Annotated in this window: 15 protein-coding genes and 1 pseudogene; 6 read left to right on the top strand and 10 right to left on the bottom strand. The window is 70.7% G+C overall.

All coding sequences use genetic code 11. From position 1 onward, the window contains the following. The first annotated feature begins 105 nt into the window (after positions 1-105). On the top strand, positions 106-1,347 hold the full coding sequence (locus J8N05_RS19665) for a lanthionine synthetase LanC family protein (protein ID WP_210884553.1): 1,242 nt from the start codon (positions 106-108) through the stop codon (positions 1,345-1,347). Between the two features lie 336 nt (positions 1,348-1,683). Here the strand turns inward: J8N05_RS19665 and J8N05_RS19660 are convergent, their stop codons facing one another. Together J8N05_RS19660 and J8N05_RS19655 are read right to left on the bottom strand one after the other, a co-directional pair. Continuing rightward, positions 1,684-2,109 carry an OsmC family protein gene (locus J8N05_RS19660; RefSeq protein ID WP_210884551.1) on the bottom strand — a complete coding sequence of 142 codons (426 nt, stop codon included), beginning with the start codon at positions 2,107-2,109 and terminating at the stop codon, positions 1,684-1,686. A 190-nt stretch (positions 2,110-2,299) separates the two neighbouring features. After that, the gene (locus J8N05_RS19655) at positions 2,300-3,034 is read right to left on the bottom strand and encodes an SDR family NAD(P)-dependent oxidoreductase (RefSeq protein WP_210884550.1); all 735 of its coding nucleotides are present in this window, start codon (positions 3,032-3,034) and stop codon (positions 2,300-2,302) included. A 166-nt stretch (positions 3,035-3,200) separates the two neighbouring features. On the opposite strand from J8N05_RS19655, the gene J8N05_RS19650 reads away from it, so the two are divergent. Next, complete coding sequence (locus J8N05_RS19650) at positions 3,201-3,845, top strand: TetR/AcrR family transcriptional regulator (RefSeq protein ID WP_210884547.1); 645 nt, start codon at positions 3,201-3,203, stop codon at positions 3,843-3,845. 9 nt (positions 3,846-3,854) lie between these two features. On the opposite strand, the gene J8N05_RS19645 is transcribed toward J8N05_RS19650, so the two are convergent. Together J8N05_RS19645 and J8N05_RS19640 are read right to left on the bottom strand one after the other, a co-directional pair. Continuing rightward, positions 3,855-4,526, bottom strand: coding sequence for a sigma-70 family RNA polymerase sigma factor (locus tag J8N05_RS19645; RefSeq protein WP_210884546.1), 672 nt, complete (start codon positions 4,524-4,526; stop codon positions 3,855-3,857). A gap of 805 nt (positions 4,527-5,331) precedes the next feature. Next, complete coding sequence (locus J8N05_RS19640) at positions 5,332-8,085, bottom strand: helix-turn-helix transcriptional regulator (RefSeq protein WP_282108158.1); 2,754 nt, start codon at positions 8,083-8,085, stop codon at positions 5,332-5,334. 204 nt (positions 8,086-8,289) lie between these two features. Here J8N05_RS19640 and J8N05_RS19635 point away from each other — a divergent pair, with 204 nt between their 5' ends. Further along, a complete protein-coding gene (locus J8N05_RS19635; RefSeq protein ID WP_210884542.1) occupies positions 8,290-8,589 on the top strand; it encodes a WhiB family transcriptional regulator in 300 nt (99 codons plus the stop codon). Between the two features lie 70 nt (positions 8,590-8,659). On the opposite strand, the gene J8N05_RS19630 is transcribed toward J8N05_RS19635, so the two are convergent. From J8N05_RS19630 to fdxA, 3 genes and pseudogenes are all read right to left on the bottom strand, one after another. Continuing rightward, entirely contained in the window at positions 8,660-9,259 is a 600-nt protein-coding gene (locus J8N05_RS19630; RefSeq protein ID WP_210884541.1) for a YceI family protein, read from the bottom strand. 131 nt (positions 9,260-9,390) lie between these two features. Next, complete coding sequence (locus tag J8N05_RS19625; RefSeq protein ID WP_247706349.1) at positions 9,391-9,576, bottom strand: hypothetical protein; 186 nt, start codon at positions 9,574-9,576, stop codon at positions 9,391-9,393. 159 nt (positions 9,577-9,735) lie between these two features. Continuing rightward, a pseudogene (gene fdxA, locus J8N05_RS19620) lies at positions 9,736-10,047 on the bottom strand (ferredoxin); the annotation flags it as partial. 214 nt (positions 10,048-10,261) lie between these two features. Here fdxA and J8N05_RS19615 point away from each other — a divergent pair. After that, positions 10,262-10,855: a DUF5134 domain-containing protein gene (locus tag J8N05_RS19615; RefSeq protein ID WP_210884539.1), complete on the top strand. Its 594-nt coding sequence runs from the start codon at positions 10,262-10,264 to the stop codon at positions 10,853-10,855. A 75-nt stretch (positions 10,856-10,930) separates the two neighbouring features. Here the strand turns inward: J8N05_RS19615 and J8N05_RS19610 are convergent, their stop codons facing one another. Further along, complete coding sequence (locus tag J8N05_RS19610) at positions 10,931-11,281, bottom strand: ArsR/SmtB family transcription factor (protein ID WP_210884537.1); 351 nt, start codon at positions 11,279-11,281, stop codon at positions 10,931-10,933. A 157-nt stretch (positions 11,282-11,438) separates the two neighbouring features. On the opposite strand from J8N05_RS19610, the gene J8N05_RS19605 reads away from it, so the two are divergent. Then, positions 11,439-12,206: an SDR family NAD(P)-dependent oxidoreductase gene (locus tag J8N05_RS19605; protein WP_210884536.1), complete on the top strand. Its 768-nt coding sequence runs from the start codon at positions 11,439-11,441 to the stop codon at positions 12,204-12,206. Between the two features lie 419 nt (positions 12,207-12,625). Continuing rightward, the gene (locus tag J8N05_RS19600; protein ID WP_210884534.1) at positions 12,626-15,505 is read left to right on the top strand and encodes a helix-turn-helix transcriptional regulator; all 2,880 of its coding nucleotides are present in this window, start codon (positions 12,626-12,628) and stop codon (positions 15,503-15,505) included. 106 nt (positions 15,506-15,611) lie between these two features. Here J8N05_RS19600 and J8N05_RS19595 read toward each other — a convergent pair whose 3' ends face one another. After that, entirely contained in the window at positions 15,612-17,957 is a 2,346-nt protein-coding gene (locus J8N05_RS19595; RefSeq protein ID WP_210884532.1) for an FtsX-like permease family protein, read from the bottom strand. A gap of 397 nt (positions 17,958-18,354) precedes the next feature. Continuing rightward, complete coding sequence (locus tag J8N05_RS19590) at positions 18,355-19,110, bottom strand: sigma-70 family RNA polymerase sigma factor family protein (protein ID WP_210884529.1); 756 nt, start codon at positions 19,108-19,110, stop codon at positions 18,355-18,357. Positions 19,111-19,170 lie beyond the last annotated feature (60 nt).

The raw sequence follows: 19,170 nt of genomic DNA, 5'->3' as shown, positions 1-19,170 counted from the left end.
TGCTGACCTGTGTTCTTCAGCCGGCCACGGCATGGGGGAGTTTTCGGGCTGGAGACGGCTTGATGTGGGTCGTGGGGTGGTTCAGTGGTGTGGAACGCTGGGCAGATGATCACCGGTGCGTCGGATGACGCGGAGTCGCTTGCGGTCGGGGCCCTCGAATGGCTGGTGAAGGCCGCGCGGGACACCGGCGACGGTGTGGCCTGGCCGGACACGCCCGCCGACGAGCGGACCACGCCGATTCTGTACAACGGGAGTTCAGGGGTGCTGCCCACGCTCCTCGACGCCTGGCGGTACTTCGGCGACGACCGGTACGCGGACATGGCGCTGCGCGGTGCCCGCGGCGTCGCCGCCGCGGTCGACGAGTGGCAGGACAGTGGTCTCTACGCGGGAGTGGCCGGCATGGCTGTCGTTTTGCGGGGCGTGCAACGCGTGCTCGGTGACAGCGCGGCGGGGACGGCTGCGGACCGCGCGCTGGACGTGGTGCGGTCCCGCTACGACGGCGGGGGGTGGAACGACTGGTTCGAGCTGGTCGTCGGCAACGCCGGCATCGCGCTCGCCGCGCTTCAGTGCGGCGACCTCGGCCTCGTCCTGCTGGCAGTCGACCGCTATGCGCGCACCGCCGAGCCCACCGCGGCCGGTGCGCAGTGGGAGGTCCAGACCGGACGGGTCCACCGCATGCTGCACCTGTCGCACGGCACCCTCGGCATCGTCTACGCGCTCGCCGCCGTCGGCCGGGCGGCCGACCGCCCCGACCTGATCGAACTGGCCCTGGCCGGTACTGCCGACGTCGTCGCCCGCAATGAAGCGGGCCCGGACGGCTTCCTCGTCCCGTACTCCGATCCGCAACAGCAGCACGAGCGGATCGAACGCCACAACTACGGCTGGTGCCACGGCCCGGCCGGCGACGCCCAGGCGTTCCGCCTGCTGGCCCGGGTCCTGCCCGACGATCCCGCCTGGCCCGCCCTCGCCGACCGCTGCTGGCACACCGTCGTCAACTCCGGCCTCCCACACCGGATCCGGCCCGGCTTCTGGGACAACAACGGCCGCTGCTGCGGCACCGCCGGCGTCCTCGCCCTCGCCTGCGACCGCCAGGTCGAATACGGCGACGGCCAAGACTTCGCCGAGGTCCTGGTCGCCGACCTCGCGGCCCGCGCGACGGCCGACGCCCAGGGCGTGCGCTGGTCCAACATTGAACACCGCAACACACCCAGCACCCTCGCCCCCGCCACCGGCTGGGCCATGGGCAACGCAGGCATCATCCGCGAACTCCTGCGCCACGCCCGCATCACCACCCACCGCGACCCGCACTACACCATCTCATTCCCGGAGCACCCACCCACCGCTTGAGCGCCCAGACCGGTGGTGTGCTCCAGAGCTGGCAGGGACGCAGTGCATTCTTCAGCTTCTACCTCGCCTGCCATTTTGAGGCAGCTCTCAGTGGCTCGCCCAGCCGCAGACGAGCGGCGGTGGGATGGGGCCCGGTGGGCGAGGCGTCGGAGCATCAGCCTGATGGCCGCAAGGTTTTCGGCCGGCCGTACGCCAGACCCTCGGCACCCCCTACGCGCAGTGCAACACCGGCTTCACGATCCTGCGCTCCAACCTAAGCGCTGACGGCCAGTCAGCCCAGAGCATCGGGCACCCCATCACCCAAGACAGCCCATACCCGCTGCTATGTCGTGTCCCTTACGAAGCAGGTTCTGAGGCGTCCCCCGGCACTTCGGGTTCGGCCAGCAGTGCGGGCACGGTGAGGATCGCGATGTCCTTGGTCAGCAGGCGGTGCACGGGGCAGCGCCCGGCCGCCGCCATCAGCTGTTCCCGCTGTGCTGCGTCGAGTTCGCCGGTCAGGCCGACGTTCTTGACGATGCGTCCGTCGGCGTCGAAGCGGACGGCCACGTCGATACGGTGCAGTGGCCAGCCGTGCCGGTCCGCGAACGCCCGTACGGCCATGGACGTACAGGAGCCGAGCGCGGCCAGCAGCAGTTCGCCGGGTGTAGGGCCCGCGTCGGTGCCGGTGGGTTCGGGTTCGTCCGCCGTCAGGTGGTGGGTGCCGATCGCGACGGAGCGGATGAACTTCTTGCCTTCGGTGACGGACACAATGCGCGTTGCCATGAGTTTCCTCCTCACGGAGAGACCAGAGGGAACAGGGCTCGACGGGGTTCCCTTCACCCTGCAAGACCGATCGGCCGGTGCGGTTGTGACGGGCGGGTGTGAAGTCACACTGTTTTCGGTCCGCACCGTGTGAGGGAGCGGAGGACGCCGATGCCGGCCCGCGACGGGGTGGCTGGGCCGGCGGTCGGCGTCAGCGGGACTGGTCGGTGGGGCGTACCAGGATCTCGTTGACGGCGACATGGGCGGGCTGGGTGACCGCGTAGAGCACCGCGTCCGCGATGTCCTCGGGGTTCAGGGTGCGCATGGACGCGGCCATGTCCTTCGCCATCGCCTGTATGGCCGGGTCGGTGATGTGGCTGGTGAGCTCGGTGGAGACGAATCCGGGCTCGACGACCACGACGCGTACACCCTGCTCGGTGACCTCCTGGCGCAGCGCCTCGGAGAACGCGTTGATGCCGAACTTGGTGGCCGCGTACACGCCGCTCGCGGCGGACGAGGTGCGTCCTGAGGTGGAGGAGATCTGGACCACGGCCCCCTTGGACCGCAGCAGATGGGGCAGGGCCGCGTGGACCGTGTACATCGAGCCCAGCAGGTTGGTGTCGATCATGCGGGTCCAGTCGGTGGTGTCCGCGTCCAGGATGAAGCCGCTGAGCATGAGGCCCGCGTTGTTCACCACGATGTCGAGGGATCCGAACCGTTCGACCGTGCCGGCGACGGCGTTCCGCACCGACTCGGGGTCGGTGACGTCCATCTCCAGGACCAGCATGTCGCCGGGGGCCTCCGCCGCCAGTTCCCGCAGCCGGTCCGTCCTGCGGGCAGCGACGGCGACCTTGGCTCCCGCCTTGGACAGAGCGAGCGCCGTCGCCCGGCCTATCCCCGAGGAAGCGCCGGTGATCAGGGCTACCTGGTGGTCGAGGGTGTTCATGAGTCCTCCAAGAGGCGGTTTCCGCCGGGCTTCGGCTGACGCGAGCCACGGGGTGGGGAAGGAGGGCCGATCCAGAAAAGTGACCGGCCGGTCATGTTTGGAGCGTAGCACTGAAGATGACCCCTCGGTCATGTTCGGTGTTAGGCTCCTGGTCACGGGAGGTGACATGACCGAGAGAGCGACTGCGCCCGGCGCCAGGGCCGACATGGTCCGCAACCGCCGTCTGTTGCTGACCGCCGCGGCCGAGTCCTTTGCCGAAGGCGGCGTCGATGTGTCCATGGGGGAGATCGCCCAGCGGGCCGGGGTCGCCAAGGGAACCGTGTTCCGGCACTTCCCCTCGAAGGACGACCTGCTCGCGGCGATCACGTTGCAGTTGGTCGATCGGCTCACCGTCGCCGCGGATCGCCTCCGCACGGCTGACGATCCCGTGACGGCTCTGCGCGCCTTCATGACCAGTGGTGTCGAGGTACTTGCCGCGGATCGCGCCTTCTGCGAGGTGATCGGTCGGCCCTCGATGCAGCACGCCGAGGTCAGGGGCGGCATCGATCGCCTCTGCGGTGTGGTGGAGGTTCTCACGGGCCGGGCCAAGGAGCAGGGAGCCGTCCGCGCCGACGTCACCGGTACCGACATCGTGCTGCTGCTCGGCGGCATCCATCAGACGGCGTTTCCGCTGCTTGAGCAGGATCCGCAGGCCTGGCGTCGCTATCTGGCGCTCGCCTTCGACGGGCTGTGCAGCACCGGCGCCGCCGTGCTGCCCCATCCGCCCTCGGCGCCGCTACAGAACGAGAGCGACTCCGTACCGGGTACCTGACTCCTGGCGTCAGTTGGCGTCCGCGAGGAGGATGCGCTCCAGGTGGGTCAGGTCGCCGGTGCGTGCGGCCCCGAGGAACGCCTGCACGAGACGACGGTGCGTCACGGCGTCGATCTCCTGGCGGTGGTGCCGGGTGCCGAGTCGCTGCTGGGCCCGTGCCACCTGCTGCCGCGAGTTGACGACGCTGAGCTGGAGCAGCGAGGCGATCCGGTCGTAGGAACAGCCGAAACCCTCGCGCAGTATGTAGGCCGCGCGCTGCTTGGGAGTCAGAGTCCCCAGCAACAGGGCGACCGCTCGCTCGACGGCGTCCTGCCGCTCGGCCACCGCCTCCGGTGTCGCGTCGAGGTCCATCGAGTCGGGAAGCCACGTACTGGCGCTGAACTCCCGGCGCCGGCGGGCCGACTGCACCACGTTCATCGCCAACCTAGCGGTGATCGTGCGCAACAGGGCGGACGGGTTGTGCACGGCCGCCCGGTCGGTGCGCTGCAGCCGCAGCCAGACCTCCTGGACCACGTCCTCGGCCTCGGCCGGGCTGCCGACGATGCGATGGGCGATGTGCAGCAGGGAGGGGCGAACCTGCGTGAACACGGACGCGGCGGCGTCCAGACTCTCGATGTCCGGGATCGTCGTCGTGTCATGCGCGGTGGGCGGGCGTCTTGCGTCGATCAGGCTGGTGTCCACGATCTGCTCCTCCGAAAAGGTGGGCCGGTCGGCCGAAGTGCTTGTGGAACCAACCTCCCGCCGGGGCAGGGGTGACCGCGCCTTTGACAGCCCGTGGGAAGTGCGTGGTGAACCCGTGGCCACGTACCGCGTGGTGGACGGGAAGACCCCGGGGGTCGGCCCCGCAAGGCCCTGGGGTGGCGGGTGCGGTGCCCAGTTGGCGGGGCCCGGGGGTCGACCACGTACCGGGGCGGACCACGTGCCGGGGCCGGTGCCGGACGCGGCCCGTCACAGGGACGCGGACTTGGCAGCGCGCGTCAGACCGGCATGGGGCACGTGGGAGGCCGACCGGCGGCGGGAGTGCCTGCCGTGCGCTCGGCGGAGGCTTCGCAACGGGCCCGGCGACCGGACACCAGCGGCTGGACACCAGAGACCGGGCATCAGAGACCGGGCACCCAGGACAACGGCTCACTCGGACATCCACGGCACCGGTGCTCAGGGCTCCGGACGGGTCGTGCGCGGTGCCGGCTGCTCGGGCGGCGCCGTTTCTGGTCTACCCCTGGATTGGGTACCGTCCCTTTTCGAAGAGACACGGGCGTTTGCAGTGGCCGCCGACTGACGTGCGTGGATGTCTGCGTCCGCTCCTCCTCCTGGTTCGAGCTCTTCAGCGCAAGAGCTGACTCCAGATTGCCCCGCAGCGGCCTCCCGGCGCGCCCTGGAAGACCCTGGCGCACTGCGTGGTCGCCCGGGGCGGGCCCCTGGCCGGACCTCGTGGTGAAACCCCCTGGGGGACCGGACGGCCGGCGGCGTCGGCGCCACGCAGGGGTCAGAGCGCCGTGTGCAACTGCCGGCGTGAGGTGATGCCGAGCTTCGCGTACACCTTCCGCAGGTGCCACTCCACGGTGTGCGGGCTGAGGAACAGCTGCGCGCCGATCTCGGGGTTCGTCAGCCCGTCCCGGGCGAGCTGCGCGATCTGCTTCTCCTGAGCGGTGAGCGATGTCGGGGCGGCACCCGAGCGGGAGGCCACGGTCTCACCGGTCGCCCGCAGCTCACGGACGGCACGTTCGGTGAACGCCTCGGCACCGAACACGCCGAACATCGCGTGCGCGGTGCGCAGGTGATGGCGGGCGTCACCGCGCCGGTTCTCACGGCGCAGCCATTCCCCGTACACGAGGTGAGCCCGCGCGAGTTCCGAGTGGACCAGTGTGCGTTCGAGCCGCTCGACCGCCTCGCGGTGCAGCACTTCTGCTGCGGCGCCCCGGGCGAGCAGGGCGCGTGAGCGTGCCTGTACGCCGAGCGCCCAGTCCGTGCCGGCGGCATCCGTGATCCGTGTCAGTCGGGTCAGTGCCCGCTCGGCCACCTCGTGGCGGCCCAGTCGTGCAGCGGCTTCCACGAGTTCGACCAGGGCCCAGTTCGCCGCGACCAGGTTCCGTGGATCGCGGCTCGCCTCCACGGCGGCGTCCAGGGCCTCCGCGTACATCCCCAGGCTGTTGTGGAGGAGGGCCAGCGCCCGCTGCGCGATGGCTGCACCGACTCCCGTTTCACCGCGGTCCGCGGCGCGGTCCATGGTGGTGCGGATCAGCTCGGCGGCTTCACGGTCACGGCCCTGCCAGGCGGCGAGGGTCAGTGTGCCGTACGCCGTGAAGGTGCTGTCCGCCGCCTCCTGGATCGTGGCGATCTCCGCGCTGAGCAGGGCGGCGGCCTCCAGCTCGCCGGCGCACGCGTGGACGACGACCCGCGAGTTCAGTGCGAGCGGCAGCTCGGCCAGCGCGCCGACGCCTCGGGTGGTCCGCACGTGCCGTGCCGACAGTTCGCTCCACGCCCGGTCGTCCCACATCTCTGCCGCGAGCACCGAGGCCTGCCACGACCAGCGCAGCACCTCCTCCGTCCTGGTCTCCTGGCGGAGTGCTCGCACAGCCGCGCGGGAGGCGTCGACGGCAGCCTCGTACCCGTCGGTGAAACGGGTGGAAAAGGCATCCAGCAGCAGATCGACATGACGAGGTGTGTGCTTCGCGGAGGGTGTCGTCTGCCGGGCCGCCGCCGCGACGTCGCCGACATCGGTCCCCGCAGCGGACCGTCCCGCGAACATGGCGGCCGAGATGGCGTCGAGAAACGTTTCCCGGGCCAGGTCCACGTCCAGCGGGACCAGACGCCGTGCGGCGGCGAGCAGTGCGGTCGGCGCCGGGCCCGCGTGGCTTGAGGCGAAGGCGATGTGCGCGCGCAGCAGCGCCGCCCGGGCGCGGCCGTGTTCGTCCGCGGCGGTGCTCTCGGCCAGCGCCAGCAGTTCGCGCGCCGCGGTCGGCGCACCGGCACGGAGCTTGGCTTCGGCGGCGGCGAGGGCCCGGGCCGCCTTGCGGCGCGGCTGGGGTGTCAGCACCGCCGCGTGCGCGAGGAAGGCGGCCGCCGCGGCGGCCCCGCCCCGTGACATCGCCCGTCCGCCGGCCGCCTCCAGGTCGGCCGCGATGGCCTCGTCGGGGCGTACGGTCGCCCGCGCCAGGTGCCATGCGCGGCGGTCGGGGTCCAGGGCGTGGTCGGTCACCTCCGCGAGTACGCGATGGGTCTTCCGCAGGTCGGTCAGCGAGGCCGAGCGGTAGACCGCCGATCGCAGCAGCGGATGCCGGAAGCGCACCAGCGCACCGATGTCGAGCAGTCCGGCGGCCACGGCCGGGCCGAGCGCGCCGGGGGCGATGTCCACGTGCTCGGTCGCACGACGGAGCAGTGTGACATCGCCGATCGGTTCGGCGGCGGCGATCAGCAGGAGGCGCTGGGTGTCGGCGGGGAGTGTGCGGACCCGGTCGAGGTAGCTCCGCTCGATCCGGCCGGTCACCTGACCCGGGTCGGGCAGGTCGAGGGCGTCCGCGGCTCCTGTACGGCCTTGGGGGAGCTCCAGCAGAGCGAGCGGATTGCCGCGTGCCTCGGCGAGGATCCGTTCGCGGATCTGGTCGTCCGCCGGGTTGCCCGGTACCGAGTCCAGCAGGGCGCGCGCGTCGGCGTTCGTCAGACCCTGGAGCGTCAGTTCGGGCAGGTCGGCGAAATCGTCCCGTCCCGAGGGCTCTCTGGTGGCGAACACCAGGGCCAGGGGCTCGGCAAGCATGCGCCGCGCCACGAACGACAGGGTCTGCGCGGAGACCTTGTCGAGCCATTGCGCGTCGTCCACGAGGCAGAACAGGGGCTTGTCGGCAGCCGCGTCGGTCAGGAGGCCGAGTACGGCCAGGCCGACCATGAACCGGTCCGGAGGCGGTCCCGTGCTCAGCCCGAAAGCCGTGGCGAGTGCTTCTCTCTGCGGGCTCGGCAAGTGCGCGGCCAGTTCGAGGAACGGGGCGCAGAGCTGGTGCAGCCCCGCGTAGGGCAGTTCCATCTCCGATTCGGCGCCTGCCCCCCGGGCGACGCGGTGGCTCGCCGCACGTGCCGCCAGATGGTCCAGGAGGGCGGTCTTTCCTATCCCGGCCTCTCCGCGCAGTACCAGGACGGCGCTCCGGCCCGTCTCCACAGCGTCGGCCAGCGCGGCGAGCGTGTCACGTTCGTGTCTTCTGCCGCGCAGTGGCCTGCGGCCGTCCTCGTTCGTCCATGGCCCCCGCACTCGGGGATCATAACAATATTCGGAGTAGTTGCCCTGTCAGAGGCTTTGCAGAGACCGGTAAGAGGCCTTGCGGAGGCCTTGCCGACGAAGCCGGAAAAGGACTGGGTCGGGCGACCGCGGGGACGATGTCACACCCTTGTCGACCGTCCGGTCTCACGGGTATGCAACCGACACCGAATTCATACGTACCGCAGGCGGTGCCCCATGAACTGGCGTGAGCGCGCCCTCTGCCGATATGAGGACCCCGACCTCTTCTTCCCGATCGGCGCCCACGACAGCGGGCCGGGGCTCTTGCAGACGGACGAGGCGAAGGCTGTCTGCCGTCGCTGCCCCGTGATGCGGAATTGCCTGGACCGGGCTCTCGCGGCAGGGCCGGTGGAAGGCATCTGGGGCGCCACCACGGAAGCGGAACGCCGTGCCCTGCGCCGACGCGCGGCACGGGCCTTGGCCGTTGACACGATGTCCGGGGAGGCAGTGGCCACGACGCACGGGTCCGCGGCTTGACGGATGACGGTGAGGGCGGACGACCTTTTCGGTCGTCCGCCCTCACCGTCATCCGTCTCACTGCCGTCCGTCAGGTTGCCGGGGCCACCTCGACCCTGACCGCCGAGATGTCGAGGGTCAGCGTGACCTTGTCGCTGATGAGGACACCGCCGGTCTCCAGCGCCGTGTTCCAGGTCAGTCCCCAGTCCGAACGCCTGAGCGTGGCCGTGCCTTCGAAGCCGATCCGGTGCTGTCCGTAGGCGTCCTCGCCGGCCCCGCCGAACACGACGTCCAGAGCGAGGGGGAGTTCGATGTCCTTGATGCGCAGCCGGCCGTCGAGGCGAAAGGCGCCGTCGCCGACAGGGACGATGCCGGTGCTCTGGAAAGCCATCAGCGGAAACGTCCCGGAGTCGAAGAAGTCCGGTCCCTTGAGGTGTGCGTCGCGCTCCTGGATTCCCGTGTCCAGGCTGTCCATCTGCACACTCACATACGCCTCGGAACCGGCGGGGTGGGCTCCGTCGACCTTGAGGAGGCCCTCGAAGCGGGTGAACCGCCCCCTGACGTTGGAGATCATGGCGTGCCGGACGGCGAAACCGATCGTGCTGTGGACCGGATCGATGGTGTAGGCGCCGGTCAGTTCCGCGTACGCGCTCGCTGTCCGGGCGGTGTCCTGATCGCTTCGTGCATACATGCCGCATGCCTTTCTGTGTGTCGGTCGCTGTGTTTGTCGCTCAACGGGGACAACGGGGAAGGGCCCGCGTCCGCGGTGCGGACGGCGGGCCCGGCACGGATGAGGGCCGCGGACGGGCCGTCCTCCGACGGTCACTGCTGCTGCGCGGGCCACTCGGTGGAGCGGGTCTCCGCGATGTGGGCGTCCGGGCCCGGTGGGAGGGTGGCCTCGTGCAACTCCGCACCGAAGCAGGGGGCGTGCCCGTCCGTCACGACCTCACGGGGGTCGTTCTCGGCGGCGAGGCCGTTGCGGATCAGAGAAGGAGACCGGTTCCGCATGTTTTCTGTGACGCTGGGCAGCCGCATTTCGTGACGGCTCCGTACGCTGCCCGGTGAGGCACAGCTGTCGCCGCGGAGGAGGGTTCACGAGGGGAACCAGCGGTCGGCATCGGCAGCCTCTTCCTTGCGGACGGCGAAGACGGAGATGTCCGCCTTGAGGCGACTCTGCGGAGGCAATCGGTCGATCAGAGGATGATCGGCGAGAGGGACCTGACGGTCCTGCGCGGGGCGGTTGACCTCGTCGAAGTACTCGGTGGCGACCGTGAGGTAGTGCTCCCAGTGCGGAGGAAGGTCGTCCTCGTGGAAGACGGCCTCCACCGGACAGACCGGCTCGCAGGCATGGCAGTCGACGCACTCCGAGGGATTGATGTAAAGGGTCCGCGCACCCTCGTAGATGCAGTCCACCGGGCACTCGATCACACAGGCCCGGTCCTTGATGTCGACGCAGGGCTGCGCGATGACATACGTCATTCTCTCCTCCATGCTGTAGCGGAGGGACGTCCCGGGGATGAGCCCGCATCGTCCACCTGACTGGTCGGTAGGACCGTTCTGACCGGCAGACCGCTCCGGTCGGTAAGACCGCGCACCCGGCAACGCTGTGACACTGTCATCGCCCCTGTCACAGATGCTCCGGAGGCCCGGTCACCCAGGCATGACGCTCCCCGCAACAAGCACACTCGTGTCGATGTCGGACGGGACACCGGCCGTCCTCATGCCGCGTTACCTGCTGACAGCGCTGTTCACCGTCGTGGTCGCCCATACGCTGTGGCACGGGCTGCGGTCGGCTGACGGTGCGTGGCGCGCCCGGGTCGATCACTTCTTGCACGCTGCCATGGCCCTGACCATGGCAGTCATGCCCTGGAGCTGGGGTCGGAGACTGCCTGTGGCGGCGATGACGGTCTTCTTCGTCGCGGCCGCGCTCTGGTTTGCGCTGAGCGTGACCGTGAGCTCGACCGGGCGGAGTCAGGACCGTGCGACCGAGGCCGTTTCCCTGCTGCCGCACATGGTCGGCATGGCGGCGATGGCCTGGATGCTGCACGCCCACCACTTGACGGTGTCCGGTGACGCGGCGGGGTTCTCGGCCGCCGCTCCGACGGTCACCGCGGCTCTGGCACTCGTGCTGCTGGGGTGCTCGTTGCGGTCGTTGACACAATCCATGCCCCCGCTGCGGGCGGTGGCCGGTGCGGTCCGCAGCGTGCCTGCCGGGGTGCCCTACCAGCATGTCCGGGACGGCGCGATGGCCCTGGGCGCGGCCGTCATGCTGCTGATGCCGCACTGACCGCCGTGATGGGCCGCCGAGCGGGTGGCTGCCCGCGACCAGTGCGTACCCGCTGCCGTGCCGGGGCGGCGGGAATCAGGCGTCCTCGGGAAGCTCCGTGACATGAGCGCCGACATCGTCGGTGGCTGCAGCGTCGAGGAGGGCCGAGAGCAGTCCCGGGAACCGGTCGTCGAGGGCGTCACGTCGCAGCGTGACGTAGCAACGCGTGCCCTCCTGGCGGGTCTGTGTCACGCCCGCCTCACGCAGCATCTTCAGATGATGGCTGAGCGTGGACTTGGCGACGGGTGCGCACAGCCGGCCCCAGCCGCGTTCGGCGTCGTCCGAGAGCACACGTACGATGCCCAGCCTTGTCGGGTCGCTGAGAACTCCGAGCAGTCGGGGCAGAGTCACCTCTGCACCGGGCTGTGCCTGATGGTGGTCGGACATGCAGCCAGGGTAGAGCACATCGCGACCGGGGCAGCACGACGGTATGACAACGTTGTGACTCTCTTCACCGCCCGACAAGTGGCCGGTCGTTTGACTCAGTGGCACACGCTTGCACATGATGTTCGATGTTCAACGAACTTCGAACGATGAGGGTTTCATGACCATGAACTCGACCAGCCGCACCATGTCCGGGCACGTCGCGATCGTCACCGGGGCGGGATCGGGCATCGGACGTGCCACCGCCGTCGCGTTTGCGGAGGCCGGCGCGTACGTGCTCGGTGTGGGCCGCCGCGAGGAGCCGCTGAAGGAGACGGCGGCGACGCACGCCAACATCGAGGTCCTGGCCGTCGACGTCTGCGAGGACGGGGCGCCGGCCGACGTCGTCAGGACCGCAGTCCAGCGGTGGGGACGCCTCGACTACCTGATCAACAACGCCGGCGCGACCGCCGTCATGCCGCTCGCCGAGACCGACAAGCAGACCGTCCTGAGTCTCCTCGCGCTCAATGTCGTGGCTCCCAGCCTGCTCGCGCACGCGGCCTTGCCGCATCTGCGGAAGACCTCCGGGACGATCATCAACCTCTCCAGCACCTATGGGCACCGACCGATGGCCGGCGGCGCGCACTACGCGGCCAGCAAGGCCGCCGTCGAGCAGCTGACGCGCAGCTGGGCGCTGGAACTCGCAGGCGAGGGCGTCCGGGTCAACTCGGTCGCTCCCGGACCGACCCGGACCGACGTCATGCTGCACGCCGGCCTCAGCCCCGAAGCCGCCAACGACATGTACGCCTACGAGCGTGAGCGCATCCCGACGCACCACATCGCCGGTGCGGACGAGATGGCCCACTGGGTTCTGCGACTGGCCGAACCTGCCGGACGCCACGCGACCGGACAGGTCGTCACGGTCGACGGCGGTCTCGAACTCATCTGACACGAAGCCGACTTGACGGCCCCCTCCCACCGACCCTCCGGCCCCCTGCCCCTTGCCCCCCCCGCCCCCGGACCATGGGCCGCAACGGGCATACCGAAGGGCAAGGCGACGGCCGCCCGGTGCCCCCGGAAGCACCAACTGGTCATTGCGTGTTCCGGGCGCGCCGGGCGAAGATCTACTTCCGGCCCCGAAAGGCAGGCACCGTGCTCGTCACAGATTCGGCGGTATCCCGGTCAACCTGGTGAAACGGGTGTGCACGGGTCTGACGAACGCACACTCACAAAACCGCGAGGACGGAGCAAACGCGCAGCTCACCAGGGTTCTCCCGCCCCACGGCAGGGGGCCCGCCCCACGCCGCCCAGCGATCGTCCCGACAACCGCCGGGGCACCGTCCGCCGAGTCACCAGGAGTCGCCTCCCATGATCGCTAGCCCGCATTCCGACCCGGTCGGCCGACATCGTGAATGCGCGGTGCTCGACGAACTTCTGGTCGCGCTGCGCGCAGGCGAGTCCCGCGTACAGGTGTTCCGCGGCGAAGCCGGCATCGGGAAGTCGGTGCTCCTGGAGTACGCGGTGGCCAGGGCGTCCGAGGTGACGGTCACCCGGGCACAAGGCGTCGAGGCCGACATGGAGTTGCCCTACGCGAGCCTGCACCAGTTGTGCGCTCCCTTCCTCACCCAGGTGGACGCGCTCCCCGGCCCTCAACGAGACGCGCTGCGCGTGGCCTTCGGGATGGCGGCCGGAGACCCGCCCGACCGCTTCCTCGTCGGTCTGGCCGTGCTGACCCTGCTCACCCGGGCCTCCGAGACCCGACCGGTGCTCGTCGTGGTCGACGACGCCCAGTGGCTGGACCAAGTGTCTCTGCAGACCCTTGAGTTCGTGGCCCGACGGCTCCTCGCCGAGGCTGTCGCGATGGTGTTCGCGGCACGCGATCCCGAGGGGCAGGCCGCACTCGCCGGGCTGCCGGAGACGCGGATCAGCGGTCTCGACGCCGCCGCGGCCGCGGAACTGCTGGGCAGCACCGTCGGCGGAAGACTGGACAAGCGTGTCAGGGACCGCTTCGTCGCCGAGATGCACGGCAACCCGCTCGCGCTCCTTGAGTTCTCCCGCGGCCGGAGCGCCGCGGAGTTGGCCTACGGCCTCGACTCTTTCACGTACCGCGGTGCCCAGTACCGCAGTGCCCGGGGAACGGTGTCGAGCCGTGTCGAACGGGACTTCGCCGAACGGCTCGGTCCGCTGCCGCGCGCGACCCGGACGCTGCTGCTGATCGCCGCCGCGGAACCGATCGGCGACGCGGCCCTGCTGGTGCGCGCGGCCGCCGCACTTGAGATCACACCCGACGCCGAACCGGCCAGGACGGCCGGCCTGATCGACTTCCACGGGTCTATCCGCTTCCGGCACCCGCTGGTCCGATCGGCGGTCTACCACCAGGCCGACCCCGAGGAGCGCCGGGCGGTGCACCGGGCACTGGCCGCGGCCACGGATCCGGCCACCGACCCCGACCGGCGTGCCTGGCACGCCGCCCAGGCCGCCCCCGGACCCGACGAGGCCGTGGCCGCCGGTCTGGAACAGGCGGCGGACCGCGCGCGGCAGCGCGGCGGCATCGCCGCCGAGGCCGTACTGCTGGAGCGGGCGGCCCAGTTGACGCCCGACGCGGGCTCTCGCGGGCGCCGCGCCGTCGCCGCCGCCGAGGCACACTTCTCGGCGGCCGCACCCGACCGCGCGACAGAGGAGGCGACTCTTGCCGAGCTGTGCCCCCTCAGCGCACTGAACCGTGCGCGCCTGGCACGTCTGCGTGCACGGATCCTCTTCGCCCGCAGCCGCAGCGACGAGGCCGCACCCCTGCTCCTTGAGGCCGCCGCACAGTTCGCCGCCGCCCGGTCGCCGCTGGCGCGCGAGACCTACCTCGAAGCGATCAGCGCCACGATCTTCGCGGGCAGGCTCCACGGTCCGACCGGCGCCCGCGCCGCGGCCGTCGCGGCCCGTGGCTCCGGAGCGCCGCCGTCGGGATCGGAGGCCGCCGACCTCCTCCTTGACGGGGTGGCCGCACTCCTCGCCGACGACTACGACACCGGCCTCACGACCCTGCGCAGCGCCCTGGAACTCCTCGCGAACGAGGAACTTCCCACCCGCGAGGCCACGATGCGCTGGCTCCTGCTGGTCCCCGTCGCGCTGGAGGCCTTCATCCACTACGCGTGGGACCTGCACGCGTGGGACATCCTGGCGACCCGTGCGGTGCGCCTGGCCCGCGACGTCGGAGCGCTCGGCGCGCTGCCGCCGGCGCTCATCTACGCCGGCGGAGTCCACATCCACTACGGCGGCTTCGCCGAGGCGGCCCGGATGATCGACGAGGCCGACGCGATCGCCGCGGCGACCGGTCACGCCCCGCACAAGTACGCCGCACTCGTCCTGGCCGCCTGGCGGGGCGACGCCGATGTCGCCGCAGGCATGGTCGAAGAGGCCCGGGCCAGCGCCGTGGAACGGGGCGAGGTATCCCTCCTGGGGACCATGGGCTACATCCAGGGTGTGCTGTTCAACGGGCTGGCACGCTACGAGGAGGCCCTGGTCGCCGCCCGCTCCGCCATCGAGCACGACGGTTTCAACTTCACCGGTCTGTCGCTGGTCGAACATGTCGAGGCCGCCACCCGGTGCGGCAAGCTCGACCAGGCCCGGGCCTCGCTCGACCGGCTGGTCGAGCTGACCCGCGCCGCCGATTCCGGGTGGGCCCGCGGCGCCTGCGCCCGCAGCCGGGCTCTCCTCGCCGACGGCGACGAGGCCGACGGCCTCTATCGGACCGCGATCGAGGAGTTCGGCCGGGGCGGGGTGGCCGTGGAGGTCGCGCGTACGCACCTTCTGTACGGCGAGTGGCTGCGTCGGAGCCGCCGTCCGGCACTGGCCCGTGAGCATCTGCGCGAGGCGTACGAGATGTTCGACGGCATGCGGGCGAACGCCTTCGCCGAGCGAACCCGTCGCGAGTTGATCGCCACCGGCGAGCACGTCCGGACGCGCGTGGCCGTGCCGGCCGCCGATCTGACCCCGCAGGAGTCCCAGATCGCGACCCTCGCCGCGGACGGCCTGACCAACGCGAAGATCGGCGCGGAGCTGTTCATCAGCCCTCACACGGTGGAGTGGCATCTGCGCAAGGTCTACACGAAGCTCGGCATCACCTCACGCCGCGCACTGCCGGACGCCCTCGTGACGGCCCCGGCCCTGGACACCAAGGCCCGCGGAAGCGACGGCCCACGCAAGAACCGGCACGAACGGTCCCTGCGATCACCGCGGACTCCCCGGCCGCGGTGAGCAGTCGAACCGCGGAACACCTGATCGCGGCGGCGCCGCCGCGATCAGGTGTTCCGTCCCGTTCACGGTGTCATGACAGGACGCAGGGCCGCTGAGGACCGATCTCTCACTCGTGCCGCAGCCCCTGGGGCCGCGTGGACCGCCACAGCGTGGGCAGGGTCAGCAGGGTCACCCCGACGGAGGCGACCGCGCCGATGCCGGCTATCGCCAGCAGGGTGCTCCAGTTGTGGACCACGGGCCTGCCGACGATACCGAGCAGCGTGCCGCCGAGCGTCGTCCCGATCAACCCCGCGACGAGCAGGCCCAGTCCGACCGGGAGCGCGGTCTGCCAGAGCACGGATCCGGCGAGCGTACGACGCCGGGTGCCGAACGCGGAGAGCACGGCCAGGACCCGCGCACGGTCCCGGATCTGTTCCAGCGCGCCGAGCAGCATGCTCGCGGCGATCAGGAGCAGGACGGCCGCCACTCCGGCCAGCAGCGCCCGCCAGATCCCGTCGAGGGCCGCGTCTCCCTTGGGCTGTCCGGGGAAGTCGACGGCGAAGGACGGGTCCAGCTTGGCGGCCGTGGTACGGACGCGGTCCTGCACGTCCTCGGTCGTGGTCGTGCAGGTGAGCCTGACCGTGCTGACTGCGTGGGTCGTCACGGTCGGTCCCGCCGCCCCGGGGGTGGCCAGCAGTATCCGTTCGGCGGCGTCGTCCGCCGGATCGGCGCTCGTGGCGGGGGCGGTCGCGGTGATGCGCGGGGTCTTCCAGCGGGATCCGTCCGCGTCGACGCGCAGTGTCGTGCCGGCTTTCCATGTGGTCAGGTCGTGGGCGCGGTCCGTGCCGGGAGGCGCGGTGAGGAAGGCGTCCCCGTCGGAGCAGGAGGGCAGGGACGCCAGTCGGCGCAGCTGGGCGCAGTCGGCGATGCGGACCGTCTGCGAAAACCCGCCGTCCGGTGGACTCACGGACAACTCCGCGAAGCCGACGGCCTCCTGCACACCGGGAGTCGCGGCGAACGCCGGGGCGTACGCCGCTGTGTTCCCTGCGCCGGAGTCGAGGCGGGCGACGCCGATGCGTGTGTGGGACGCGGGGGAGCGGTCGGCCGGGCGGGCCGCGCTGTCCGCCGGGGTGTGGGCGAGTCCGGTGAAGAGGGTCTGCAGTGCCACGGCACCCGCCACGGCGACCGCGATCCCGTTGACCGAGCGGGTGGCTGCTTCACTGCTCAACTGCATTCTGCGCAGCGCGAGTTGCCAGGACAGCGGACCGTAGCCGCCGCACAGCCGGGTGAGACGTTCCACGGTCCAGGGCATTACGGCGGTGACGCCGACGAGCAGCGCGAGCATGCCGACGGCCACCAGGGCGACACCGGAGCCACCGTGCAGGCCGGAGGGGTTCTGGACGATCACCCGCAGCACGACAAGTCCCAGCACGGGGAGCGCGATGCGCCACCACAGGCGCCGGGTGGTCCCGGCCGACCTGCGGACGACTCCGAGCGGCTCCACCGACACCTTGTGCATCGACAGCCGTGTCACGAGGAGCGAGAGCGCGAAGACGGCTACGACCGTGAGCAGTACCAGCACGGGCTCCGGGGTGAGGTCCTCGGTGAAGACGCTCAGCCCCTGTATCTCCACCAGCTCCGAGAACTGGCGGCCTGTCAGGAACAGGGCGGCCCCGAGGACGGTGCCGGCCAGTGTGCTGAGCGCGGCCTCGCCCGCGGCGACGGTGGCCGTCATCCGGCGGTCCGCTCCGATCAGGCGCAGGGCGGCCAGCCGTCGGTCCCGGTGCTCACCGCCGAACCGGACGGCCGCGGCGATGAAGACGCCGATGGGGACGAGCAGTACGACGATCCCGGCGATACCGAGCAGAACCAGTTCGGGGGAGAGGGGCTTTCGTGGGTAGGTCTTGCCGAAGTGGTCCAGCCGTCGTGTGTCCCCGACGCCCGCCACCAGGTGATCCCCGCCCAGGTAGAAGACGTACTCGCCGGGGTCGAGCAGCCCCGCGTCGCCGACCTCGCCCGCGACGGGGTGGGCGAGCCGCTCGCGCAGCAGGTCGCTGCCGGACGAGGTCAGCAGCCGGTTCAGTGCCGGTGACACGATCATCTCTCCAGGGCGGGGAAACCGCTGGAGGCCGGGCGGAAGGGGCGCGGCGGACCCCTCGGGCTGCACCATGCGCCCCCGGATCTCCTTGCCTCGGAACACAGTGTCCATGTCGTCGATCAAGACAGTGTGATCCGAGGCGTCGATGGCGCGATCGTCGAGATTGACGTCGATGCGGGCGTGGGTGCGCTCGTCCCGGTGGTGTCGTGCGGTCGGTACGGACGCGGCGAGCAGCAGCATGGCTACGCCCAGCCCCACCCCGATGGCCATCAGGGCGGCGCGGACCGTGCTCTCCCTTCCGCCGGACAGGGCGAACCGGGCGCCGAGGCCGAGCGCGCGAAGTCCGCCGAAACGTCGTTGGAGACGGGGGTTCACAATGTTCCTCTCCTACGGGTGAGTGCCGTCTGCGGGTCCGGGTGACGCGATGGCATGGGGGTGCCGAGCGCCTCGGCCGTGCAGACGGAGCGGCAGCGTGGCGCGGAATCCGCCCGCCGGCATGCGCCGACTATACACAGTGCGTATAGTCAAACGCCGTGGCATCACCACCACCGTGTGCACCCATGTCACAACAGTGTCAGAGAATCGATTGCGGAAGGTCCCCGAGGCTGCCGCTGCCGCGTGGGCCGGGAACGCATCGCTTGCTCTACGTGTATCGAGGTCCTTGTGTGACGGACGGCGCGATCCCGTCCCGGGAATCTGTCACAGAGGCGGGACGGGCGTTGTCAATGAGGCAGACGGGAGAAGCGGGCGGGAGGAGCCGCGGGTGCTGGCCTCAGTGATGTCCGGTGGTGTTCTGCTGATTCCACGAGCGGAGTTTGTCGGGGTTGAGGACGACCCAGACCTGAACGGCCTGGTGCCCCGCGACGTCGAGGCCGATCACCGCGGCCACCCGGTCGTCGCAGCGGGCGACGAGTCCGGTGCGACCGTTGACGGAATGGGTGTGCAGGGTGATGCGGGTACGCCGGGCGAGCAGCGTCAGCAGGCTGCGGGCGATCCGCTCGTTCCCGTGGACGGGGTCGATCAGGGCGCGGACCTTTCCGCCGCCGTCGAAGAACGCGATGGCGTCGGGCGCCAGCAGGGATGCCAGGGACGCCGGATCCTCCGTGGCGCAGGCCTCCCGCACGGCCCGGACCACGGTGTCGTGCCGCTCTGCGGTGGTGGGTCGTGAACGGCGCCCCCGGAGACTCCCACGAGCCAGATCGGCCAGGCCGGCGAGTCCGGCCGGCTCGGTCGGTTCGGCGCGCTCAGTGGCCGTACCTGCCGTACCGGTGACTTCGGCGTGTTCGGCCCGCGGCCCCGGCAGCGTCGTACGGGACAGGCAGATGTCACCCCCGACCCGCACGAGCCAGGCCCGGGGCGCCGTGACGCATCCGCGCTCCGGCGCGGACAGGGCGTACCAGCGCCGGTAGGTCTCCGCGACGACCTCCTCGGCCGCACCGCTGTCACCCGTCACCCAGAACGCGATGTCCAGCAGCTGCCGTCGCTCGTCGAGCAGCTCCGCGAGCGGCACCGCACCCTCGTGATCCATACGGCACCCACTTTTCCTTTGTCTGCGTTTGACGCCTGACCCACCCTGACCGGTCAGACG

This window comes from Streptomyces liliiviolaceus (assembly GCF_018070025.1).
Lineage (GTDB): Bacteria > Actinomycetota > Actinomycetes > Streptomycetales > Streptomycetaceae > Streptomyces > Streptomyces liliiviolaceus.
Note: the sequence above shows the minus strand (reverse complement) of the source record. Positions and strands in the feature narration are given on the sequence as shown.

Bases quoted from the DNA above. Each gene is read 5' to 3' on its own strand.
- J8N05_RS19665 (WP_210884553.1), top strand. From the start codon at position 106: ATGATCACCGGTGCGTCGGATGACGCGGAGTCGCTTGCGGTCGGGGCC.
- J8N05_RS19660 (WP_210884551.1), bottom strand. From the start codon at position 2,109: ATGGCAACGCGCATTGTGTCCGTCACCGAAGGCAAGAAGTTCATCCGC.
- J8N05_RS19655 (WP_210884550.1), bottom strand. From the start codon at position 3,034: ATGAACACCCTCGACCACCAGGTAGCCCTGATCACCGGCGCTTCCTCG.
- J8N05_RS19650 (WP_210884547.1), top strand. From the start codon at position 3,201: ATGACCGAGAGAGCGACTGCGCCCGGCGCCAGGGCCGACATGGTCCGC.
- J8N05_RS19635 (WP_210884542.1), top strand. From the start codon at position 8,290: ATGAACTGGCGTGAGCGCGCCCTCTGCCGATATGAGGACCCCGACCTC.
- J8N05_RS19630 (WP_210884541.1), bottom strand. From the start codon at position 9,259: ATGTATGCACGAAGCGATCAGGACACCGCCCGGACAGCGAGCGCGTAC.
- J8N05_RS19625 (WP_247706349.1), bottom strand. From the start codon at position 9,576: ATGCGGAACCGGTCTCCTTCTCTGATCCGCAACGGCCTCGCCGCCGAG.
- J8N05_RS19615 (WP_210884539.1), top strand. From the start codon at position 10,262: ATGTCGGACGGGACACCGGCCGTCCTCATGCCGCGTTACCTGCTGACA.
- J8N05_RS19610 (WP_210884537.1), bottom strand. From the start codon at position 11,281: ATGTCCGACCACCATCAGGCACAGCCCGGTGCAGAGGTGACTCTGCCC.
- J8N05_RS19605 (WP_210884536.1), top strand. From the start codon at position 11,439: ATGACCATGAACTCGACCAGCCGCACCATGTCCGGGCACGTCGCGATC.
- J8N05_RS19600 (WP_210884534.1), top strand. From the start codon at position 12,626: ATGATCGCTAGCCCGCATTCCGACCCGGTCGGCCGACATCGTGAATGC.
- J8N05_RS19590 (WP_210884529.1), bottom strand. From the start codon at position 19,110: ATGGATCACGAGGGTGCGGTGCCGCTCGCGGAGCTGCTCGACGAGCGA.